We start from the raw sequence: 21,595 nt of genomic DNA, 5'->3' as shown, positions 1-21,595 counted from the left end.
TTACAAGGGGCGCAGCTACGGTTGCGCCCCTTGTGGGCCTACTCTTCATCGAAGCGTCAGCACGCTACCGTGAAGCCATGGCAGACCATTCCTCTCACCTATCTACTCCGCAATCCGGCATGATCACCGTCGGTCAGGTGCGCAGCATTCTGGATCGGTGGTATCCCCCGTCCCTGGCCGAGTCGTGGGACGCGCCCGGTCTGGTGTGCGGGGATCCCGACGAGGCCGTCGGGCGGATCGCTTGCGCTCTGGAGGCCACTGACGCCGTCGTTGATGCTGCCATCGAGGCCCACGCCGATATGCTCGTGGTCCACCATCCTCTTCTGATGCGTGGCACCACGTCGGTAGCGGCGGATACGCCCAAGGGACGCATCGTTCATCGGCTTATTCGTCACCGCATCGCCCTCATGAGCGCCCACACCAACGCCGACGCCGCAGTCGGCGGTGTCAACGATGTACTCGCTCAGGTGCTGGGGGTGGTCGTCGAGTGTCCCCTGGAACCCGTCGCGCAACCGGTCGATCTATGGGGAATTCAAGTACCGGTCGACTCCGTCGAGGCAGTGCGCAATGCTCTGTTCAAGGCGGGGGCAGGCCAGTTCGACGGCTATGACCAGTGCAGTTTCGAAACATTGGGGCGTGGCCAGTTTCGACCCCTTACCGGATCTCATCCCGTTGTCGGTACCACCAACCAGATTGAAACCGTCGAGGAAGTGCGCATTCACGTCGTCGCGCCGACTTTAGCGCGCTCCACGGTACGCAAGGCCCTCGTTGATGCTCACCCCTATGAAGTGCCTGCCTACGACGTGAAGACCATCGACTCTGGTTCCCGGCCTGGTCCCGTCACGCCGGGAATCGGACGCGTAGGCCACCTCGACGAGCCCATGACCCTCCGCAGCTTTACCCAACGCGTGTCCGAGCGGCTCCCCCAGACTGTGTGGGGAGTGCGAGCTGCAGGTAACCCGGACCAGCCCATCACCACAGTCGCTCTCTGCTCTGGTGCCGGAGACTCTCTCCTTGACGCCGCAGCAGCCAGCGGTGCTGACGTCTACCTCACCAGTGACCTGCGACACCACCCTGCTGACGAGCATCTTCGTGCTGGCGGACCTGCCCTCATCGACACCGCCCATTGGGCATCTGAGTCTGTTTGGTGCGCTGACGTTGCGCGTCGCCTCCATGACGAGCTAGGGCTGCCCTGCCAGGATCTAGGTATCCGAACTGATCCATGGACCATTGGAGCGGCAGTGGCACAATAGAGGGACGTGACATGCACTGATCACCAAGATTACCGAGATGACATCCGTCATGACCGCGAATTCGTTAATGACACCGAAGCGGTCATTCGGCTGGGATCAATGCTGCTGTCGTCTGGCACCGGCTCCTATCGAGTGAAAAGGGCCATGTCTGATGCCGGACTTGCCCTGGGCATTGACCGACTCGATGCCACTGTCAGCCTCACCGAGATCACTGCAACTGCCCACCGTGGGGACAACTTCCGCACTGTTGCACGTGAGGTCTACCGGGCCCGCGTCGATTCCTCGCGTATCGCCGCCCTTGAAGACCTTGCCCATAACCTGCCGGCTGGCACGACCGGGCGCGAGCTGGAATCACAATTGGATTACATTTCACGAACAGTGCGCCCCCAGTGGGCGGAATGGCAGACAGTTCTCGCCGGCGGCGTCGCGTGCGCTGGATTCGCCATCCTCAATAAGTTCTCGCTGGCTGACTCCCTCGTAGTACTCACGGCGGCGTCCATCGGCCAGTTTGTACGCGGCCGTCTCAACCGTCGCTGGCTCAATCAATTTGGAGTCGCAGCGCTGGCCTCGGCCGCAGCCTGTTTGGTCTACCTCATGCTGGCAGATTTGCTGACCAACACGGGTCTGCACACCATCCACGGCCCCGGCTACGTCGCCTCTCTGCTGTTCCTTGTACCAGGCTTCCCCATGATCACTTCGATCCTTGACATGGTTCGCATGGACTTCACCGCGGGTTTAAGTCGAGCGACCTATTCCCTCGGTCTCATCCTTGCCGCCACTATGTCTGCCTGGGTGTTTTCAGCAGCTACCGGCCTGCAACCGCTGCCTGCTCAGACGGTCTTCCCGTACCCCTGGGCGTGGTTTGCCTATGCGATAGCAACAGCATGCGGAGTTGCCGGGTTCGCCACCATCTTCAATTCCTCACCGCGCACGGTCGCATGGGCTGCAGCTCTGGGAGCTTGTGGGAATCTGTGCCGCCTTGCCCTGATTAACGTCAACCTTCCGGCCCAGTTGGCAGCTGGGGTCGGTGGCATCGTCATTGGGTTTCTCGCCGGTCCGCTATCTGCCCGAACCAAGTTGCCACGCATCACATTGACAGTTCCGGCCTGCGTCATCATGGTCCCTGGCGCCTCGATGTACCGCACTGTTTACTGGCTCAATGCACAGGACATGACGAAGGCACTGACCTTCGGCGTCGATGCAGTCCTCACCGTCATCCTCATCGCATGCGGATTGGCGATAGCACGAATGTGTACGGATCCGGCATGGGCCCGAAACCTACCAGTCCCCAGCCCCCACGCGTTCAAATTCTCCGAGGAGGATCACTGATTCCAACACACCTCGTCGACAACCCTTGATGTGCGTCGACCATGCCGCAAATGATCCTCGACGAGGCGCTCAGATGCTCCTCGACCCATTCCCAGGGTCCTAGCGATGACGTCGAGATCCGTTGAGTCCGAAGGAATAACGTCGCTCGGACGGCCCCGCACCACCATGATCGCGTTACGCAATCGACTCGCCGCCAACCAGGAATCACACAGTTCGGCATGCTGGCCCTCGTCAATGTGACCAGCCGCCAACGCGGCGTCGAGGGCCTCAACCGTCGAGGTGGTGCGTAGCGCCGGCTCGTGGCCGGCATGCTGCAATTGAATAACTTGGGCTGTCCACTCGATATCGGATAGTCCTCCGGGCCCCAGCTTGAGGTGCCGCTTGGGGTCCACTCCGCGAGGAATCCGCTCCGATTCCATCCGCGCCTTGAGCTTGCGAATTTCAGCCAGCTGGCTTCCCGTCAGACCGTCAGCTGGGTAACGCACGTGATCGACGCATTCCAGCAGTTCGGTCGTCAGCCCCCGGTCCCCGGCACCATGGCTAGCCCGCAGCAAAGCCTGGGATTCCCAGGTACTTGACCACTGTCCGTAGTATTTCCGATAGCTTTCCAGGCTCCGTACCATCGGACCGGACCGTCCTTCCGGGCGCAGATTAGCGTCCAAAACCACAGCGGGATCCGCCCCGTGCTTGGCGAGTAAGTTGCGTAATTTGGTGACGATTTTCAGCGCCTTCTCATTGGCTCCCGGCCCATCCCCGACGACGAACAGACAATCAGCATCGGAACCATAGGACAGTTCTCCACCACCCCAGCGGCCCATCGCGACGATTCCGATCGGTGGGGCGTCCTCGATTCCCCGCGACACTGCGGTCAAGGCCGCATCGATGGTCGCTCCGGTGAGGTCGGTCAAGGCTTGGCCTATACGCAGAATGTCTGTGGCGTCGAGGATATCGGCGACAAGGATCCGGAAAAGCTCACGACGCCGCATTGCCCGGATCGCCCCGACTGCCTCCTCGACGTCATGGTGACGGCGCGCCACAGCATTCATTTGTCGGGTGAGGTCCTCCCGGCTCAGCGGAGTGAGATCCTCATCGACGAGCACCTGGACGGTCTCCGGCGCGCGGGTCAACACATCGACGGCATACCTCGACGTCGACAACACCACCGCTAGCCGCTGAGCCATCGCTCCTTCGTCACGCAGGGCTCTGAGGTACCACGGGGACTCCCCCAGCGCCTCAGATACTTGGCGAAAAGCCAGCAACCCATGGTCTGGGCTGGGGCCGTCAGCCAGCCACGCGAGCATGGCCGGCATGAGCGCGGTCTGAATACGTACCGCCCGGCTGGTGCCAGTGGTGAGCGCCTCGATATGACGCAGGCCAGCGTCCTCGTCGTGGAATCCCAGCGCGTTTAGACGCACCCTCGCAGCCTCCGCGCTCATCCGCAGATCCTGGGTGGGAATGCGCGCTACTGCCTCGACCACCGGCGAGTAGAACACCTGGCCGTGGGCTCGCAGTACTTCCTTCGACGTCGCCGTCCAAACCCCGCAGACCTCGTCTGCGGTGTGCAGACCGACCGCACGTGCTAGACGACGTAAACCGTCCTCGTCGTCTGGGAGCAGATGGGTGCGTCGCAGCCGGAACATCTGCACGCGATGTTCCATGACGCGCTCTAACCGGTATGCCTCCTTAAGACGTTCAGCTGCGCCTCGCGAGATGTACCCGCCCGCAGCAAGAGCTCGCAAGGCCGGCAAGGTAGCACGCACCCTCAGCGACTCGTCTTGGCGCCCGTGCACCAACTGCAATAGTTGCGCGGTGAATTCGACGTCCCTCAATCCCCCGGCACCAAGCTTGATTTCGCGGCCTTTGTCCTTGGCCGCGATCAGACTGACGACTCTGGTGCGCATCGCGCGGGTCTCTGGTACGAATCCCTCGGCCTCTCCCACCTGCCACACCATCGGGGAGACCATCTCAACAAATCGCTGACCCAAGTCGATATCGCCAGCCATCGGACGGGCCTTAAGCAGGGCTTGAAACTCCCAGTTCTTCGCCCATTTCTCGTAGTAGGTACGCATTGAATCCATGGTCCGCACCAACGGCCCGGCATGGCCCTCCGGACGCAGCGCAGCGTCTACCTGCCAGATTGATCCAGCCCCCGAATGGGCCGAGCATATTCTCGCCACCAAGGCAGCCAGCTTCGTCGCAATACTCACCGCGCTGGCGCTTGAGACACCGTCCTTGGCCGGTTCAGCAACATAGATGACGTCGACGTCAGAAATGTAGTTGAGTTCCTGAGCCCCGCACTTTCCCATCGCGATAATGGCCAATCGCGCATCGGCGTGATCCGGGCAGTCGGCCCGGGCCAAAGCCAGGGCCGCAGTGATAATGGCGTCAGCCAAATCGGCTAGTTCAGCAGCAATATCTTCAATGATCTCGGTTGGGTCGTCAGCGCTAACATCTCGCGAGGCAATCCGCACCAAGTGACGCCGATTCGCCAGCCTCAGCCGGTCTGATGCTGGGCCGATCGGCGCTTCGGCGACCATAAACTCACCTTCTCGATGGGCACCTACGACCTCAAGCAGATCGTCACAGATCTCGTCACGGCTGAGGCGGACCGGATCACGGGTGATCTCCTCAAGCACATCGGCGTGGGTAATGAGGTGGCGACCCAGTTCGCTCGATGCGCCTAAGAGTCGAACCAACCGACAGGCGGAAGCGTCATGACTAAGCAATTCACCGACGCGCTGCGCGGCTTCCTGTGCAAGATCGGCAAGGGCGGTGAGGGCTAGGTCAGGATCACAACAAGTCTCGAGGTGATGCTCCCATTCCGCCAGTCGGCTTGGGTCAGCCCCTATAGCCTCCGCGATTCGGTGATGGTCAGCCAAGGCCGCATCAGTATCCATCACTCCCAAACGCAGTAGGTCCATCATGACGCTCGGCTTGCGATTCACCGCGACCACCCCCTCAGGGCACATTAGCTGACGGGGCACTGACGTGTTGCCCAGTCGTCACGTCAGCGTCGAATGGGTGTACCGTCCGTGCAACCCGGTACTCCTAGTCTTGCTGAGGTGACGATCATGACAGCACGCGCGGAACGCGGCGTAAGGCGATTGGCGACCACGTGGGTAGCGACTGCCCGGTGTCTGCTGCCTCAACCTGAGACGGGCGGCCTCGGCGAAACTCAGTTGTGGGGCCGTCACCATATCGCCCACCTCATGGTGATTTTCACCGACACCCTGCAGACGGTGACGACGCCGACGACCATCAGACCGATGACCCTGGCACGGGTGATCGACGAGCGTCGCAAAGCCACCGATACCTTGGCAACCATCGGCGATGAGGTGATTGCCGACGACACGGCTAGCCGACTTGTCGGACAGGCTCGGCGTCTTCTAGACGAAGTGGAGTCGGTGTTGCTCGCCACCCCCGGACCGTCCACAACAGTGGATTCTTTGGTGGGACCAGTGCGCGTGACCGACCATCTGCGGGCCACTCTCCTCGCCATGGCCGCTATGGGCTTGTACGATGGCATCGATATTCCGTCCGTGGCGATTATTGAAAATTGCCGCACCGTGTCGACGGTTCTCGATGAGACCCACGGTGGTCGCACGATTGAGCTTCGGGTACCGCCTGCGTGCGCAGTTCAATTGGCGGCGAGCGAGTCGGGTCCCTGCCACCACCGGGGCACCCCACCCAACGTGGCCGAGACCGACCCTATGACCTTCCTGCGATTGGCCACCGGCTTCTCACACTGGGCAGAAGTGCGCTCAGCAAGACGGGTTCAGGCGTCTGGGTCCCACGTCGACGACGTTGCTAGGGTGTTCCCAGTCGTTGATATGGCCGGGATTTTCCGTGACATTCTTGCTGGCGACTAGACGTCAGCTCCTAGCCGTTCACAGGTGTGGCAGGTAACGATCAAGCTCGAACTGGCTGACTTGTCGGTTGTATTCCTCAAATTCCGCCCTCTTATTGCGTAGGAAGTAGTCGTAGACATGTTCGCCGAGGGTCTCAGCCACGAGTTCGGACTCCTCCATGCAGCGGATCGCAGCACCCAGACTTTGTGGCAGCTGCTTGATACCCAGTGCGTGACGCTCTCGGGCTGACAACTGCCAAACGTCGTCGGATGCCTCCTGTGGAAGTGGCAATTCCTTCTCGATGCCGTCCAAACCGGCAGCAAGTACCAAGGAATAGGCCAGATAGGGGTTGGCAGCAGAATCGATGGAACGCAACTCCACCCGAGCCGAGGAAGCCTTGTCGGGCTTATACATCGGAATACGAACTAAAGCCGACCGGTTATTGCGACCCCAACAAATATAGTTGGGCGCTTCTCCTCCGCCGGAGAGCCGCCGATAGGAATTAACCCACTGATTCGTCACGGCGGTGATCTCCGGGGCATGGTGCAAAAGACCGGCGACGAAATACTTAGCGACTGGCGACATGCGGGCCTCATCAGCTGCGTCATAGAAGGCATTGGTGTCCCCCTCGAAGAGGGAGACGTGGGAGTGCATTCCCGACCCGGCATAATTAGTAAAGGGCTTAGGCATGAAGGTGGCTTTGATCCCTTTGAGGGAGGCGATCTCCCGGATGACCACCCGAAAGGTCATGATGTTGTCTGCCATCGTCAACGCATCAGCGTAGCGAAGGTCAATTTCGTGCTGTCCGGGAGCGGCCTCGTGGTGGCTGAACTCTACCGAGATACCCATCTGCTCCAGGACGTTGATGGCGTCGCGACGGAAATCGGTGCCCGCCCCCAGGGTGGTGTGGTCGAAGTAGCCACCGTTGTCCAGTGCCACCGGGGATTCCCCTGGATGGTGCTCATCATTGAGCAGATAGAACTCGATCTCTGGATGGACATAGAAGGTAAAGCCCATTCCCCCGGCACGACCCATCGTCCGCTTGAGGACGTGCCGGGGGTCGGCCGCTGAGGCAGTTCCGTCAGGATTGGTGATATCGCAGAACATCCTGGCGGTACTGGTGCCCGAACGCCATGGCAGAACTTGGAAGGTGGCCGGATCGGGGTGGGCCACCATGTCCGCCTCGTAGACGCGGGCGTACCCCTCGATAGCTGAGCCATCGAAACCCACACCCTCAACGAAAGCTCCCTCAACTTCAGCCGGGGCGATGGCAACGGATTTCAGGGATCCCAGCACGTCGGTGAACCACAGCCTCACGAAGCGGGTGTTGCGTTCCTCCATGGAACGCAGGACGAATTCAGTCTGCCTGCTCACCGTTCCAGTGTGCCCGTCGCATGTTTCGAGCGGGTAACAAGGTTGGAATGGCTTCGGTAGACTGCGGACATGGCTTCGGGTCCGCAGGCAGGGTGGTATCGAGATCCTGATGGCACCCCGGATCGCTATCGTTGGTTTGATGGTGAGCGGTGGACCGACCGCACTACAACATCCCCCGATCCTGCCCTGCAGCACGGCGGACAGGGACGCCGGGGACATGACAGCGGTCGCAGCTCTGGTTGGCTCTGGGTAATCATCATCGTCATTCTCATCATCGCTGTCGTCGCTGCATTCGCCTTGCATCGCGGCACATCTTCAGATCACACCGCCCAGCCTGATCTCAACTCGTCATCTCCGACGGTCTCAGCCTGGAATGAGAAGTCGACCACCCCGTCTGCCAGTTCCTCTGCCGTCACCTGCCCGCAAGGCCAACATCTGGGAAATCAGGATTCCAATGACGACCGTTTGCATGGCGGTGGCGTATCAGTGGAGTCCATACCGAATTGGCGGCAGGAAAACCTCACCCTGCCATGGGTCATCGGACAGTCAGCACAGATCGACGACGTCTATCCCGGGTGGATGAGTGTGTCAGGGGTCGGTGGCCTGCCGGTTGCCGAAGGATTCTCTGATCCTCAGACGGCTGCATCGATGATGATGGATTGCTTCGCCAGCTCCGACTACTACATGGGGTACACGGGAGAGAAGGAAATTCACTCGGCGGCCCTCACTATCAATGGTCATCCCGCGTGGTGGAAGCGCAGCGAGATCTACGTTTCGCTGCCCAACCTGCCCCAAGTGCGCGGCGATGTCGTTGACGTTGTGGTGGTGAACACAGGCCAAACTGACTTCCTCGGGGTGTACTTCAACTCCGCCACGATCAATGACTCAGCCCGTCAGGCCCTGGTAGATCACGCCCGGGAATCCCTCAAAGTAGATTGACGGTTCAATCCTCGTCGTTGAAGCGTGGATCATGGTGGTGACGTTGGACATTGCCCTCCTGGTCGCCCTGCCTACCTGGGGGAATGACGCCCCGCAAACACTATCGAGCCCGACCCCAGGTGCCGTTCACTGGCGAACCCACCGGGCGCAGCGATAAGGCGCTGGACCACCCGACGTCAGCAGAAATTTTTGATGCCCTGCACCGCCCCTGATATCTACGTGGCATTTGTAGACGAACAAGACAGGCACGGACCGTGGCAGATTCACACGACCTAGACTGGGCCGACGTGAGTGCCATCAAGTCGTATCCCCAGAGTCCTCGTCGTCACGTCCCCGGCAACATTGCCCGTCCCCCCTACGTCGGACTGGGCGACGTCCCGGAAACCTATGACGGCTCCCACGTGCAGTCAGCCGAGACGATCGCAGCCATGGAAGAGGCCGGCCGAATCGCTTGTGGTGCCATGCACGAGGCCGGAAAAGCCGTAGCCCCCGGAGTCACCACCGACGAACTCGACCGCATCGCTCACGAATACATGTGCGACCACGGCGCCTACCCATCGACCCTCGACTACCGCAATTACCCAAAGTCGTGTTGCACCAGTGTCAACGAAGTGATCTGCCACGGCATTCCTGACTCCCGCCCGCTGGAGGACGGCGATATCGTCAAGATCGACGTCACCGCTTACAAGAACGGTGTGCACGGCGACAACTGCTACACCTTCGGCTGCGGCGACGTCGACCAAGCATCCCTGGACCTCATCGAACATACCCAGCAGGCCATGAACCGGGCCATCAAGGCCGTTAAACCCGGCCGCTCGATCTCCATCATCGGACGGATCATCGAGAACTATGCCAAGCGTTTCGGCCACGGCGTCGTACGTGACTACACCGGCCACGGCGTCCACAGCGCCTTCCACTCCGGTCTCATCGTCTTCCACTATGACGAGCCGCGCTATGACGTCACCCTTGAGGAGGGCATGACACTGACCATCGAGCCAATGCTCACCCTGGGAGACCAGTCCAACCATCAATGGGACGACGGCTGGACAGTCCTTACCAATGACGGTTCGCGGTGCGCCCAGTTCGAGCAAACCCTCGTCGTCGAGAAAGATCGAGCGCGGATCCTCACCACCTTGGACTGACAATCCTCAAGGTCTGACAGCTGCCCGGCGTCAACAAACTCGCTGTATCGCCGGGGCAGGGAATGGGGAGCGGCGACACTGATCCTGGCGACCAACAGAAGATGACGACCTAGCGATACCCGAGAGATCTCGATGGCGTAGCCTTTTCATCGGATTTGTCGAACTCAAGGATGGGCGACACCATCCTCATTCCCACCGCACGGTCGCGTCACATGGTCCCGCCACACGATGGGGACTGAATGACAACTGGAGGTCGCCATGGGCACCGTCCCACCTCATAGGTATAAGCACTCAGACATTCCCGAAGGTATGCCCCCTGTCAGCCTGTCGGACGAGGAGCGAGCCCGTCAGCAACGATGGACACCACTGCGCGTGACCATCTGGATCCTCATCTCCGCGGTCGCCGGGCTGGGCTGGTGGATGCTCGCCATACGACGCGGCGAAACGGTTAACGGCATCTGGTTCGTCTTCGCGGCCGTCGGTTCGTACTTCATCGGCTACCGGTTCTACGCCAAGTACATCCAGGACAAGCTCGTCCATCCCGACGATAGCCGAGCCACCCCAGCGGAGTACGACTACAATGGCCGGGATTTCGTCCCCACGGATCGCCGCATCCTCTATGGCCGCCATTTCGCCGCCATCGCTGGCGCCGGTCCCCTCGTCGGCCCGGTGCTCTCAGCCCAGATGGGCTATCTCCCAAGCACGATCTGGATCATCGTCGGCGTCATCCTTGCAGGCGCCGTCCAGGACTACCTCGTTCTCGTCATCTCGATGAGACGCGGCGGACGGTCCCTCGGCCAGCCGGCCAAGGACGAGTTAGGTCGCTTCGGGGGGATCGCAGCACTCATCGCCACCCTGACAATCATGCTCATCATCGTGGCCATCCTGGCCATGGTCGTTGTCAACTCCCTGGCCGCTTCCTCGTGGGGCGTATGGAGCGTCGGCCTGACCATCCCGATCGCCTTACTCATGGGCTTCTACCTGCGTTATCTGCGCCCCGGCAAAGTACTTGAAGTCTCGATCATCGGCATCGTCCTACTAGTGCTAGCCATCGCCTCGGGGGCCTGGATCGAAAACACTGCCGTTGCCAGTGCTCTGCACTTGAGCAAGCCGTTTTTGGCCTGGGCCATCATCATCTACGGGTTCATCGCCGCAGTGCTCCCCGTCTGGATGCTGCTGGCACCTCGCGACTACCTGTCCACCTTCATGAAGGTCGGCGTCATCGCGATGTTGGCGGTCTCGATCGTCATCGTCCGCCCGATCATCCATGTGCCAGCCATGACGGTGTATGCCACCACCGGAGCGGGCCCGGTGTTCTCTGGCAAGCTCTTCCCGTTCCTTTTCGTAACGATCGCGTGTGGAGCGTTATCAGGATTCCACGCCACGATCTCCTCTGGAACCACCCCGAAACTCATCGAGAAAGAGTCCCAGGCGCGTCTCATCGGCTACGGCGGCATGCTCATGGAGTCTTTCGTAGCGATTATGGCTCTAGTGGCTGCCCTGTCGGTGGATCGTGGCATCTATTTCGCCATGAACTCCCCAGCCGGCGCTACCGGGAATACCGTCCAGTCTGCCGTGGCTTACGTCAACTCCCTCGGCCTATCGGGCGTGCACGCTGACGCCAACGCGCTGACGACGACGGCTAAACTCGTCGGCGAAACGTCGATCGTCAGCCGGACTGGCGGGGCCCCCACCCTGGCCGTTGGTCTAGCGACGATCATGCACAAGATCTTTGGTGGCGAAGCCATGATGAGCTTCTGGTACCACTTCGCGATCATGTTCGAAGCCTTGTTCATCCTCACCTCGGTCGACGCAGGTACCCGTGTCGCCAGGTTCATGCTCTCCGATGCGCTGGGAAACTTCTGGCCACGTCTCCAGGATCACTCGTGGAAGATTGGCTCCTGGCTGACCACCGCGATCATGGTTGCTGGCTGGGGCTCGATCCTCCTCATGGGCGTCACTGACCCGCTGGGTGGCATCAACACTCTCTTCCCGCTCTTCGGCATCGCTAACCAGCTGTTGGCAGCTGTCGCCTTGTCGATCTGCTTGGTGGTCTTCGCCCGGGCTGGTCACAAGTGGCGGCTGCTCATCATCTTCGTACCGATGCTCTTCACCGCCATTATTACGGTTTACGGATCCTGGTTGAAGATCTTCTCCCCAGACCCGAAAATCGGTTACTGGGCCAATCACATGACTTACAAGCGAGCCATCGCCGCCGGCCAAGCCTCGCTGGGGCAGGCCAAAAACATTGACCAGATGCACACCGTCGTCGGCAATACCGCCATTCAGGGAACGATGTCGATCATCTTCGTCGTCTGTACCCTCATCGTCATGATCGTGGCTTGTAGTCGAACCGTCCAGGCGCTACGAGGCCGCAACATCATCGACACCGAGGATCCGGCCAAGGCTTCGACGATCTTTGCTCCCAGTGGTCTCATCCACCAAGGCTGAGAGGGATCTTCAGGCTGAGTGGGACGCCTTCTACGAGAAGCACCCTGACCTTGATCTGGAAAGTGTCCACAAGGACAAGGAGCACGCGTGACCGCCGCGCCCCGACATCAACCCGCCGATTCATTGTGGCGACGATGCTGGTTGTCCCTGAGACGGTGGGTGCGCGGCGTCACCGGCGCCGACGCCTACGACAACTACCTGCAGTGGTGCCGACGCACCGGACACACCCCGATGCCAGAGAAGACGTTCTGGCGCGACCAGTGCGATCGCCAGGACCGTAATCCACCGGCGCAGTGTTGCTGACCCGGCGTAGTGACACCTTGCCTATCGGGCACATCCGTCACTGACGGGAGGACCCGATGAGTTCAGCGACGATACGGTCGAGGTTGTCATCGGTCAGCTGGATGCACCTGCCGTCTGGCCACACGACGACCAGCGGGGCATGGTTACAAGGGAACATGCACCCAGTCACCGTAATGAGGACCTCCGTGTCGAGGGCATGAGCACGAGCTAGCTTGTCCTCCAGCCGGGCGTGCAGATCGGCTGCTCCGGCCGCATTGCAGCGGGGCCCACGGCATGCCAGCAGGTGGTGCCGGAAGGGCGGGAACTCCTGCCAGGCCGGATTGCGCAATGGAGCCTCGGAGCCGGTGACGGTTCGCCACTCATCCGATACCGCCTGCCCAGGCCGCACCGTCCCAGCATGGACGACGACGCTCGGCCCGCCCGCATGGTCACGAACCCACTGCCCTGCCACCCGGCGCAACCAGGACAGCGGCACAGGCCCGTCCTCGCTACTCCACCCGACGACCTCGATTCGGGTGTCATCGATCGAGTCGAGGACATCAATGAGCGCCGGACCGGGGCCCTGCAGGTGAGCGGTGTAATCAGCTAGCACCTGCTGGGCCATGACTTCGTCCATGCCGATGGCGTCGTCCCACCGTAGGGATACTGCGATACGTGTTGTCATGAGTGCAGTCCGCTCCAGGTGAAACCGCGTCTCGAGGAGGACCAGACCTCGCCCTCAACACCGAAGTGGTCACGGACGAGGCCAGGGGTCAGCACCTCGCTCGCCGGCCCGTTAGCAACCATGCGACCCGAGTCGAGCACGATGAGATCGTCAGCATACGCGGCAGCCAGGTCGAGGTCGTGGATAACGGTGATCGTCGTCAAGCCGAGCCCTCGGACCCGCTGCAGGAGATCGATTTGGTGGGGTAGATCAAGATGGTTCGTCGGCTCGTCGAGGAACAAGATCTCGGGCTCCTGGGCCAGGGCACGAGCCAGCTGTACCCGTTGTCTCTCCCCTCCCGACAAGGACGACCATGCCCTATCAGTGAGTTCACTAACCCCGGTCGTTACCATCGCTTTGTCGACAACGTCATCGTCATGTCCCTGTCTGCGGGTGAGATTGCCCATCCGCCATCGACCTAGATGCGGGATGCGGCCAAGCTGGACGACGTCGCGCACCGTCAGCTCGACATGGGCCGACGGATTCTGTTCCAACAGCGCCATCATTGCGGAGCGCTCCTTGCCACCGATCCGGGCGAGGTCACGCTCCCCCAACCACACTCGTCCCTTGCCGGGCTTGCGCAGCCCCGCAAGCAGGTGAAGCAGGGTGGTCTTGCCCGATCCGTTGAGGCCGATAATCATCGTCATCATCTGGGGCCGAACTTCCATGCTGACCCCTGACAGGATCGTCTTTCCGTCCACGCCCCAGCCAAGATTATCGGCCCTCAACACCGCTGACGTCGTCACCGCTGTCATGATTTCGAGGCCTGTCGACGCAAAAGCACAACAAGCACCGGCGCCCCGACGATTGCGGTGATGACGCCCACTGGGATCTCGGTGTCAGGACGCAGACACCGTGCGGCGGTGTCTGACCACGCCATAAGCAGCGCTCCGGCCAGGGCAGATGCCGGCAGAAGACGGGCGTGACGCGGCCCGGTCCAGAACCTCACAATATGGGGAACCGTGAGCCCGACGAAGCCGATGGGCCCGGCGAAGGCCACGCTGAGGGCGGTCAACAGGGCGGTGCTGACCATGATTGCCCAGCGGACAGTGTTCACCGGGACCCCCAACGACATCGCACTGACGTCTCCAAATGCGAAAGCGTCAAGGACGTGGCACAAAGCTATCCCGAAGATCAGCGCCGGCACGGTTGCGACAACCAGTGTGATCGTCGATCCCCACCTCAGCCCTGCGAATGATCCGAGGGTCCAGGACAGAGCCGAACGAGCCGCATTCGACTCCCCGAAGACCATGATCATGACCGAGACTGCTGCTCCGCACAACTGGCCGACGGCCACACCGGCCAAGATCGTCCGGCCGGCAGGCAACTCCCCTGATCTGCCCGTGGCCATCGTCAGCACCATGACCAAGGCCCCAACGGCACCGACGAAAGAGGCTAGAGCCATGAGGACCGACTGCCCGAGGGTGCTGGAAATCCCGACAACCAGGACGAATACCGCTCCCACCGACGCACCACTGGAGATACCGAGTAGATACGGATCAGCCAGGTCGTTGCCAGTGAGGGTCTGCAGTACCGCGCCACACATCGCCAACAAGGCACCGACAGCCATCGATCCGATGACGCGCGGGGCCCTCATCTGCCAGACGATCTGGTCGTTGAGGACCGTAACGTCAGCCCCTTCAATAAGCCGGAAGCGTCGCGCCACTACCCGCGCGACGTCGGAGACCGGAACCCGAACCGCCCCGATCCCCAAGACCACCAGGACACTGCCAATCAGGGCAGCAACGACGATGCCGAGCACGAACCAACTGCGCCAGCGGCTCACTTCCCGGTGACCTTGGCCAGTCCCTCGTTGAGGGTTTTCGCTCCATCAATCAGCTCAGCCCCAGGGGTGCTCTGCGAAAACGGCACGGTGACGAACTTGTTTTCCTTGACCGCCTTCATCTGGCTGAGAACGGGATCCTTCTTCAGATAAGCGATCTTGTCCTTGGCCGTCGACCAGTCGGCGTCTGCAACGACGATGACATCGGGGTTAGAACCAACGATCTTCTCCCATGAACCGTCAGCCCAGCCTCCATCGAGGCTGGCAAAAAGATTCCTGGCCCCAACGGCATCCATGAGCAGCTGCGGGCCGCCATGGCCAGCACCGATGAACGGAACCTTGTCACCCGAGTCGAACCACACGATCGAGGTTCCACTGCCATGCTTGTTACTGGTGATCTCCTTGAGGGACTTGCGCTGTTCAGCGATGACCTTATCGGCGGCATCCTTACTCCCGATGAGGGTCCCGACCTCTGCCATTTCTTTCCACACGTTCTCCCAAGTGGCCTCGGCTGAGGGAGTCCCCTTGGGACATCCAAAGGGGCTGATATACGTGGCGATTCCCTGCTTCTTTAACTCTTCGCGTGTTCCCACCGCTTTGTCGGTGAAAGCGCTCGAATACGAGGACACGGCCAGATCGGGCTTAGCAGACAGAAAGATCTCCTTAGGCGGGTACTTTTTGGACAGCACCTTGACCGAGTTGTAAGCCTTCTTCCATTTCTCCGGGATCTCGCTGTCAAGATACGCAGTCCCGGCGAGTTTGGATTCACCACCGATAGCCAGCACATCTTCGGTAGCCCCCTGGTTGAGAGTCACAGCCCGGGTGGCTGGCTTGTTGAGGGCGACCTTCTGGCCACAGTTGGTGATGGTGATGGGTCCAGCGTCGGACTGGGATGTCGACGTCGACGACGACGGAGCCGATGAATCCTTGGGGGCACCGGCACATCCGGCCAGCATGACGGCGGGGAGCATCGATACCACGACGGCTCGACGAAGGGGCATCGGGGTGGCATGCATGGCGAAACCAGCTTTCTGTGATCGGCGTGCGCGGCCGGGCAACAACAGGACGTCGTCAGGTGGTCTTCGGGCTCGACTTCGTCTCCATTCCCGGCACCTTCCCAGTGCGCGTGGCACCAGTGGTTCGAGTCGGGGCGGATCAGTCACACCGCTGCGCGTCAGCTCCGGCCTTTCACCGGATTCCAGCGCTGGTGTGGTCACCAGCAACCTGACGCGAGGATCCTAGCACCACCTTCGTATACCGGCGGTGGAACGCCACCATGAATGTTGTGGGCAGGAACGGACACCGTCAACAGCACAGTTGCGGCGACCTACCCGAACTCGACCTAGAAAACAACACCTACGACGGCGTTGGCACAAACCCACTTAGCCCGGCCAAACTCACTGTTACAGCTAGAAGTATGGGGACGAGCCATCCTATAAGCCGGGTTCTGTAGCCCTGTCGGGCCGGTGACCATCCATCTGTGAACACCATTGCTGGTGTCCTTCAGCCTCTTGGCTGCGCGACCTACCCGAACGCTCGAGCGAGCAGCCCTCAAACACGTCCGCGACCTCACGGTCTTCTTGGCCTTGCTCCAGGTGGGGTTTGCCATGCCGTCACCGTCACCGATGACGCGGTGGGCTCTTACCCCGCCGTTTCACCCTCACCGGCTCGAAACCGGCAGTCTGTTCTCTGTGGCACTTTCCCGCGGGTCACCCCGGGTGGGCGTTACCCACCACCCTGCTCTATGGAGCCCGGACTTTCCTCGACAACTTAGCGCTGCCGCGATCACCCGGATGGCTCGTCCGGGCGCCAATTCTACGGATATCTCGGTACTACCGCCACACGGTGCCACAGAAACCTCAGATGGACTCCCCGGTACGCACTAAGATGCGATCGCATTCCTCGCATCGCACCACTTCATCGTCGCCAGCCGCCGCATAACTGCGCAGGTCAGCGGCAGTGGCGGCGATGCCGCATCCTTCACAAACTCCGTGCACGAGCTTTGCGCATCCCATGCCGGTACGCTCGCGCAGCAGTTCGTACAGCTTCAAGAGGTCAGCCGGAACACCACCAGCCTGAGTCTGACGAACCCGTCGCAGTTCGCTCAATCCCTCGTCAATCTCTTTGAGACCAGCGTCGCGGGAAACCAGCACGGTGCGGATGTGCCCGTCGAGCTCGATGCGGCGTCGATCAGCGTCGGCGTGGGCCCTCTCGGCATCCTCGACGGCCTGCATAGCCTCAAGCTCGGCGTCCTCCAGTCGAGAGATGCGCCGCCCTAGGTGCTCGATTTCCTCGGTCAGGCCGCGCAACGCTTTATGGTCGGTGATGGTGCCCGCATCCACGGTTTTCTGGTTACGCTCCATTCGGGCGCGAGCTGGTTCGAGGTCGCCCTCGATACGTTCCTGCTCCATTTTGGCGTCCGATAGAGCGGTGGACTTAGCGACGACCTCCTCCGCAAGCGTTCGCCGCTGCACTGCAAGGTCCTTGAGTTCGGCCAACTCGGGCAGAGTCCGACGACGATGCTCTGCTTGAGCGATCCGCCGATCAGTCTGAGCAAGGTCCAGAAGCTTCCACTGATCCTGTGCCGCAGCTTTCACGCTTGCCTCCTGCGTTCCGTGGCCCTGTTGACATGTGAGGCTCAGCCTACCTCCAGTCGGTATAGCGCTGAGCATATGTGCGATGACCTGCCCTAGCGCGAGTTCAGGCCCCCTCACACCCAGCGTGAGCTTCTGGCGGTAGCTATCCCCCCCTGATGCCGTCTATACGGCAACTAACTTTCGGACAATCCTGCCGCAACTCCTTATGGACATGGACATCAGCAGGTCTACGCTCTTTTTATTGCATGCCTCCGCACCTCTAAGAAAGGCTGATCAGTAATGGCACCCCTTCGCCCTAGCATTGCCATAGCAGCAGTCGCGCTTTCTTTACTAGCAGTGACGACCCCTGCAGCATCTGCCTAAGAAAACAAGGGATCTGCCGGAATGGATTACGACGGCGGAACTAGCGGCTCCTGAAGGCATTTGATCCTTCGCAGACCACAATCTCTTGCGGACTCAGATGAAAGTCTTGAAACTCGCTGCATTGACGCTGGCTGCCATATTTTCTTCGACCGCTAGCGCCTGTACAAAGACGCCCCATAAGTCATCTCCTGAAAATACTTCCTTAGCGATATCTGATCTTCCCGGGAGGCCGATAAGTGACGTCGGAGCAAGGATCAAGAAGGATACTTCTCTCTACATACAAGACGCTTCTCCGATCGTCGGAATGAAACCTTCATATAACGTATCTCAGCAGCCTTCGGATCAATGGACCATCCTAGCTGCCTGTGCAGATGATACATCCGTTGAAACATCTCACAAAATTCAGGTTTCAGTGATACCAACAACGAAAATATCCCCCTCCATAAGAAAGTCAATTTCTAGTCATAAATTTAACAATACAGTCGATTGCTCTGAGTAGAAAAATTCCTTCTGAATTCTAACCGTCACCCAACGCGACGCCCTCACTGATCGGCCTGTTTGTCCGCAACCACCACGGCGAAGCCGTAATTCGATACCTGCCCTGTGGAGGTCACGTTGGTCCGATGGGCAACGGGTACCTAACTAACCTGGGTGTAGAGGACCGGACTGGCCTGGGCAGAGGACCGGCATTGCGGCTGTGCGGCCCCATAAAAGCCCTCTGGGCCCCAAGACTTCCGTGTCACCGAGACCTACACTAGAGGGGATACTCAACAATCAGCGGAGGTCCGAATATGACCGAGACGAGGTCCACAGAGCTCAACGAACAACTGAGGCAAGCCGAAGAGCAGCAGGTCCCCAAGCGTCAGACCCCGTTCTCAAAAGCCTTCGTCGAGTTCATCCCTACCGACTGGGCCCCTTATCCCGACGAGCTGCCCGAACCGCTCAGCTCGGTACCTTCGGCTACCGCACACCGTGATGCCTTAGCCGCCCGCTTCGATAGCGATCGCCTGGTCATCCCCGCTGGCCATCTCATGCGTCGCAACAACGACTGCGATTACCCTTTTCGCCCCAACACCGCCTTCGCCTACTACTCGGGCTTAGGCACCGACAGGGAGCCCAACGCGGTCCTCGTCGTCGATACCACCGCGGAAACTCGCGACGTGCTGTACTTCAAGCCGCGTGCGCCCCGCACCGACCGCGAGTTCTATGCTGATCCGACCTACGGCGAGATGTGGGTTGGCCAGCGAGAGTCCCTTGAGGAAATGGCGGCCATGACGGGACTTGTCTGCCGGGACATCTCACAACTCGACGACGCTCTGTCTACCGGTGACGCCACAGTGCGCGTTATTCGCGACGCCGACGAGACTGTCACCGCCACCGTCGACTCATTGCGTCCTCGGGGATCTGAGGACGCCGACGACGAGTTCTACGAGTTTTCCTCAGCCGCCCGCTTATGCAAAGACAGCTGGGAGGTCGAGCAGCTGCGAGATGCCTGCCGCAAGTCCAAGGTGGGTTTTGAATCCATGATCGCCGAGATCCCGGAGGCCGTCCGCAAGGGCCGAGGCGAGCGTTGGGTGGAGGGCACTTTCGGACGTGTCGCCCGTCATCTCGGCAATGAGGTGGGCTACGGCTCGATCTGCGCGGCCGGCGACCACGCCAACACGCTGCACTGGGTACGCAACGACGGCGACCTGCGCCCCGGCGAACTCATCCTGATCGACGCTGGGATCGAGGTCGACTCCCTCTACACCGCCGATATCACTCGCACCCTACCAATCTCGGGAACCTTCTCCCCCGCCCAGCGTCGCGTCTACCAGGCCGTCCTTGAGGCCCAGGACGCGGCAGCTGCCGTCGCGAAAGTTGGCCACGACCATGCCGAGATCCATCAGGCCGCCATTCGCGTCATCTGCGAGTACCTGCACGAGTGGGGCATCCTCCCGGTCAGCGTCGAGGAATCGCTGTCCCCCGAGGGCGGCCAGCACCGCCGGTGGATGGTTCACGGCACGTCGCACCACCTCGGCCTGGACGTTCACGACTGCAACCAGGCGCGTCGCCAGGATTACTCCGGACCGCTCAAGAAAGGTATGTGCGTCTCCGACGAGCCAGGTATCTACTTCAAACAGACCGACCTGCTGGTTCCCGAGGAGTTCCGCGGCATCGGTGTACGCATTGAGGACGACCTGTGCATCACTGACGGTGAGCCCGAGTGGTTGTCCAAGGATTGTCCGCGTCAGATCGACGAGGTCGAGGCCTGGATGCAAGAGATCTGGGAACGTTGAGAAACACTTTCAGCTCGACATTAGACAGCCATGAAGTCCACGACCTAGGCCAGGGCTGTCCTCCGCACATTGCACGCTTGGCATCCACCACGTATTGCGTAGAGGAAGGACAGTCAGCAGCCTGCTGTCGGGGTGCCGACACGACGCATCGCCGCGAGTGATCCCAATGCCGGGCCTACTACAGTTTCGGTCATGGATTCATCTCTGCCAGCGACCGTGATCACCTGCTCGGATCGAGCGTTCCGCGATGTGTACGAAGACCGCTCTGGTCCTGTGCTACGCGACGGGTTGGCCGCTGTTGGATTCAAGGTCGATGCGCCGGTCATCGTTCCCGATGACATCGAGGCCATTCGTGCGGCAGTTCTAAAGGCCGTGGCTGCCGGCGCACGGGTAGTTCTGACTACCGGAGGCACGGGTGTCGGCCCACGGGACGTCACCGTCGAGGCCTGCGCTCCACTCCTGCATTTTCAGATTCCCGGAATCACCGAGGCCATTCGTGCGGCAGGCATGGCCAAGACGCCCAAGGCTGTGTTGTCACGTGGGTTGTCCGGAGTTATCGATTATGAGGGGACGCGGGCCGTTCTGGTGAATGTTCCCGGTTCCCGCGGCGGTGCCCGGGACGCCATGGCTGTCCTGAAAGAGCTTTTGCTGCACATCATCGATCAGCTCGATGGCGCCGACCATCCCATGGACTAACCCAACCCACGTTCGGCCGTTGGGCACCAGAAACTCGGCGCATTGGATGCCGTTACTCCGGGCGACGCCACAGTCCTGATCGTCCACCGCTCTTGGTCAGTACCCGCGCCGAGGTGATCTCGACCATCTTGTCGACGCCCTTGACCATGTCGATCAGAGCCAGACCAGCCACGGTTGCAGCCGTCAACGCCTCCATCTCGACACCGGTACGATCAGCCGCTCGAACCGTTGCCGTGATACGTACGCCGTCGTCAGTCACGTCCACATCAACGATCGCTCCATGAATACCGATCACATGTGCCAGGGGCAGCAGCTCAGGCACCTTCTTGGCGGCGTTAATGCCGCTGATACGCGCCACAGCAAACACATCCCCCTTCGGGGTGGTTCCGTCCCGTAACGCTCTCAGCACGGGTGCCGAACAATGCACGACGGTTTCAGCGGTAGCCTCTCGGATCGTGACTTCCTTGCCGGTCACATCGACCATGCGTGCAGCGCCTGTCTGGCTGACGTGGGTGAAGGGAGTGTTGCTCATGTG

The 21,595-nt window shown here is 60.7% G+C and carries 17 protein-coding genes, 1 other RNA gene, 1 pseudogene and 1 riboswitch; of the genes and pseudogenes, 10 read left to right on the top strand and 9 right to left on the bottom strand.

Annotated features, from left to right (window positions below; all coding sequences use genetic code 11):
- Positions 1-77 precede the first annotated feature (77 nt).
- A complete protein-coding gene (locus A5483_RS03450; protein ID WP_063811054.1) occupies positions 78-1,253 on the top strand; it encodes a Nif3-like dinuclear metal center hexameric protein in 1,176 nt (391 codons plus the stop codon).
- A gap of 6 nt (positions 1,254-1,259) precedes the next feature.
- A complete protein-coding gene (locus A5483_RS03445) occupies positions 1,260-2,582 on the top strand; it encodes a threonine/serine exporter family protein (RefSeq protein WP_082863984.1) in 1,323 nt (440 codons plus the stop codon).
- On the opposite strand, the gene A5483_RS03440 is transcribed toward A5483_RS03445, so the two are convergent.
- Positions 2,576-5,527, bottom strand: coding sequence for a bifunctional [glutamine synthetase] adenylyltransferase/[glutamine synthetase]-adenylyl-L-tyrosine phosphorylase (locus A5483_RS03440; RefSeq protein WP_193790431.1), 2,952 nt, complete (start codon positions 5,525-5,527; stop codon positions 2,576-2,578). The two genes, A5483_RS03445 and A5483_RS03440, sit on opposite strands and share 7 nt — an antisense overlap.
- Positions 5,528-5,653: 126 nt before the next feature.
- On the opposite strand from A5483_RS03440, the gene A5483_RS03435 reads away from it, so the two are divergent.
- Entirely contained in the window at positions 5,654-6,451 is a 798-nt protein-coding gene (locus tag A5483_RS03435; protein WP_063811029.1) for a sterol carrier family protein, read from the top strand.
- A gap of 18 nt (positions 6,452-6,469) precedes the next feature.
- Here the strand turns inward: A5483_RS03435 and A5483_RS03430 are convergent, their stop codons facing one another.
- Positions 6,470-7,771, bottom strand: coding sequence for a glutamine synthetase family protein (locus A5483_RS03430; protein WP_042842870.1), 1,302 nt, complete (start codon positions 7,769-7,771; stop codon positions 6,470-6,472).
- Positions 7,772-7,873: 102 nt separating this feature from the next.
- Here A5483_RS03430 and A5483_RS12685 point away from each other — a divergent pair.
- From A5483_RS12685 to A5483_RS03410, 5 genes and pseudogenes are all read left to right on the top strand, one after another.
- Positions 7,874-7,942: pseudogene (locus tag A5483_RS12685) on the top strand (hypothetical protein); the annotation flags it as partial.
- 399 nt (positions 7,943-8,341) lie between these two features.
- A complete protein-coding gene (locus A5483_RS12335) occupies positions 8,342-8,743 on the top strand; it encodes a hypothetical protein (protein WP_042842871.1) in 402 nt (133 codons plus the stop codon).
- Between the two features lie 401 nt (positions 8,744-9,144).
- Positions 9,145-9,885 (top strand): type I methionyl aminopeptidase, encoded by a 741-nt coding sequence (map, locus tag A5483_RS03420; protein ID WP_255262758.1) that lies wholly within the window; start codon positions 9,145-9,147, stop codon positions 9,883-9,885.
- Positions 9,886-10,143: 258 nt separating this feature from the next.
- Complete coding sequence (locus A5483_RS03415) at positions 10,144-12,336, top strand: carbon starvation CstA family protein (protein WP_420911586.1); 2,193 nt, start codon at positions 10,144-10,146, stop codon at positions 12,334-12,336.
- 87 nt (positions 12,337-12,423) lie between these two features.
- Positions 12,424-12,639 carry a CstA-like transporter-associated (seleno)protein gene (locus A5483_RS03410; protein ID WP_063811028.1) on the top strand — a complete coding sequence of 72 codons (216 nt, stop codon included), beginning with the start codon at positions 12,424-12,426 and terminating at the stop codon, positions 12,637-12,639.
- Positions 12,640-12,676: 37 nt separating this feature from the next.
- On the opposite strand, the gene A5483_RS03405 is transcribed toward A5483_RS03410, so the two are convergent.
- The 6 genes from A5483_RS03405 to A5483_RS03380 form a co-directional block, all read right to left on the bottom strand.
- Positions 12,677-13,303 (bottom strand): (2Fe-2S) ferredoxin domain-containing protein, encoded by a 627-nt coding sequence (locus A5483_RS03405; RefSeq protein WP_042842849.1) that lies wholly within the window; start codon positions 13,301-13,303, stop codon positions 12,677-12,679.
- Positions 13,300-14,097, bottom strand: a complete 798-nt coding sequence (locus A5483_RS03400; protein ID WP_002549301.1) for an ABC transporter ATP-binding protein — start codon at positions 14,095-14,097, stop codon at positions 13,300-13,302. The genes A5483_RS03405 and A5483_RS03400 overlap by 4 nt, the downstream gene beginning before the upstream one ends.
- A complete protein-coding gene (locus A5483_RS03395; RefSeq protein ID WP_063811027.1) occupies positions 14,094-15,128 on the bottom strand; it encodes a FecCD family ABC transporter permease in 1,035 nt (344 codons plus the stop codon). The genes A5483_RS03400 and A5483_RS03395 overlap by 4 nt, the downstream gene beginning before the upstream one ends.
- Entirely contained in the window at positions 15,125-16,141 is a 1,017-nt protein-coding gene (locus A5483_RS03390; protein WP_063811026.1) for an ABC transporter substrate-binding protein, read from the bottom strand. Before A5483_RS03390 ends, A5483_RS03395 begins: the two co-directional genes overlap by 4 nt.
- Before the next feature lie 41 nt (positions 16,142-16,182).
- Positions 16,183-16,368, bottom strand: a riboswitch (cobalamin riboswitch).
- A gap of 177 nt (positions 16,369-16,545) precedes the next feature.
- An RNA gene (rnpB, locus tag A5483_RS03385) (RNase P RNA component class A) lies at positions 16,546-16,926 on the bottom strand.
- 58 nt (positions 16,927-16,984) lie between these two features.
- Positions 16,985-17,722 carry a zinc ribbon domain-containing protein gene (locus A5483_RS03380; RefSeq protein WP_002515174.1) on the bottom strand — a complete coding sequence of 246 codons (738 nt, stop codon included), beginning with the start codon at positions 17,720-17,722 and terminating at the stop codon, positions 16,985-16,987.
- Positions 17,723-18,876: 1,154 nt separating this feature from the next.
- Between A5483_RS03380 and A5483_RS03375 the strand changes: the two genes are divergently transcribed.
- Together A5483_RS03375 and A5483_RS03370 are read left to right on the top strand one after the other, a co-directional pair.
- Complete coding sequence (locus A5483_RS03375; protein WP_063811025.1) at positions 18,877-20,364, top strand: aminopeptidase P family protein; 1,488 nt, start codon at positions 18,877-18,879, stop codon at positions 20,362-20,364.
- Between the two features lie 192 nt (positions 20,365-20,556).
- Positions 20,557-21,060, top strand: a complete 504-nt coding sequence (locus A5483_RS03370; RefSeq protein WP_063811050.1) for a MogA/MoaB family molybdenum cofactor biosynthesis protein — start codon at positions 20,557-20,559, stop codon at positions 21,058-21,060.
- A 52-nt stretch (positions 21,061-21,112) separates the two neighbouring features.
- Here the strand turns inward: A5483_RS03370 and moaC are convergent, their stop codons facing one another.
- Positions 21,113-21,592, bottom strand: a complete 480-nt coding sequence (moaC, locus tag A5483_RS03365) for a cyclic pyranopterin monophosphate synthase MoaC (RefSeq protein WP_082863982.1) — start codon at positions 21,590-21,592, stop codon at positions 21,113-21,115.
- Positions 21,593-21,595: the final 3 nt, after the last annotated feature.

The sequence above is a fragment of the Cutibacterium namnetense genome (assembly GCF_001642025.1).
In the GTDB taxonomy this organism is placed as follows: domain Bacteria; phylum Actinomycetota; class Actinomycetes; order Propionibacteriales; family Propionibacteriaceae; genus Cutibacterium; species Cutibacterium namnetense.
This window is presented reverse-complemented; position numbering and strand designations above follow the sequence as displayed.

Coding starts and splice junctions, on each gene's coding strand:
- A5483_RS03390 (WP_063811026.1), bottom strand. CDS start 16,141: ATGCATGCCACCCCGATGCCCCTTCGTCGAGCCGTCGTGGTATCGATG.
- A5483_RS03405 (WP_042842849.1), bottom strand. CDS start 13,303: ATGACAACACGTATCGCAGTATCCCTACGGTGGGACGACGCCATCGGC.
- moaC (WP_082863982.1), bottom strand. CDS start 21,592: ATGAGCAACACTCCCTTCACCCACGTCAGCCAGACAGGCGCTGCACGC.
- A5483_RS03370 (WP_063811050.1), top strand. CDS start 20,557: ATGGATTCATCTCTGCCAGCGACCGTGATCACCTGCTCGGATCGAGCG.
- A5483_RS03375 (WP_063811025.1), top strand. CDS start 18,877: ATGACCGAGACGAGGTCCACAGAGCTCAACGAACAACTGAGGCAAGCC.
- A5483_RS03415 (WP_420911586.1), top strand. CDS start 10,144: ATGGGCACCGTCCCACCTCATAGGTATAAGCACTCAGACATTCCCGAA.
- A5483_RS03400 (WP_002549301.1), bottom strand. CDS start 14,097: ATGACAGCGGTGACGACGTCAGCGGTGTTGAGGGCCGATAATCTTGGC.
- A5483_RS03435 (WP_063811029.1), top strand. CDS start 5,654: ATGACAGCACGCGCGGAACGCGGCGTAAGGCGATTGGCGACCACGTGG.
- A5483_RS03450 (WP_063811054.1), top strand. CDS start 78: ATGGCAGACCATTCCTCTCACCTATCTACTCCGCAATCCGGCATGATC.
- A5483_RS03430 (WP_042842870.1), bottom strand. CDS start 7,771: ATGGAGGAACGCAACACCCGCTTCGTGAGGCTGTGGTTCACCGACGTG.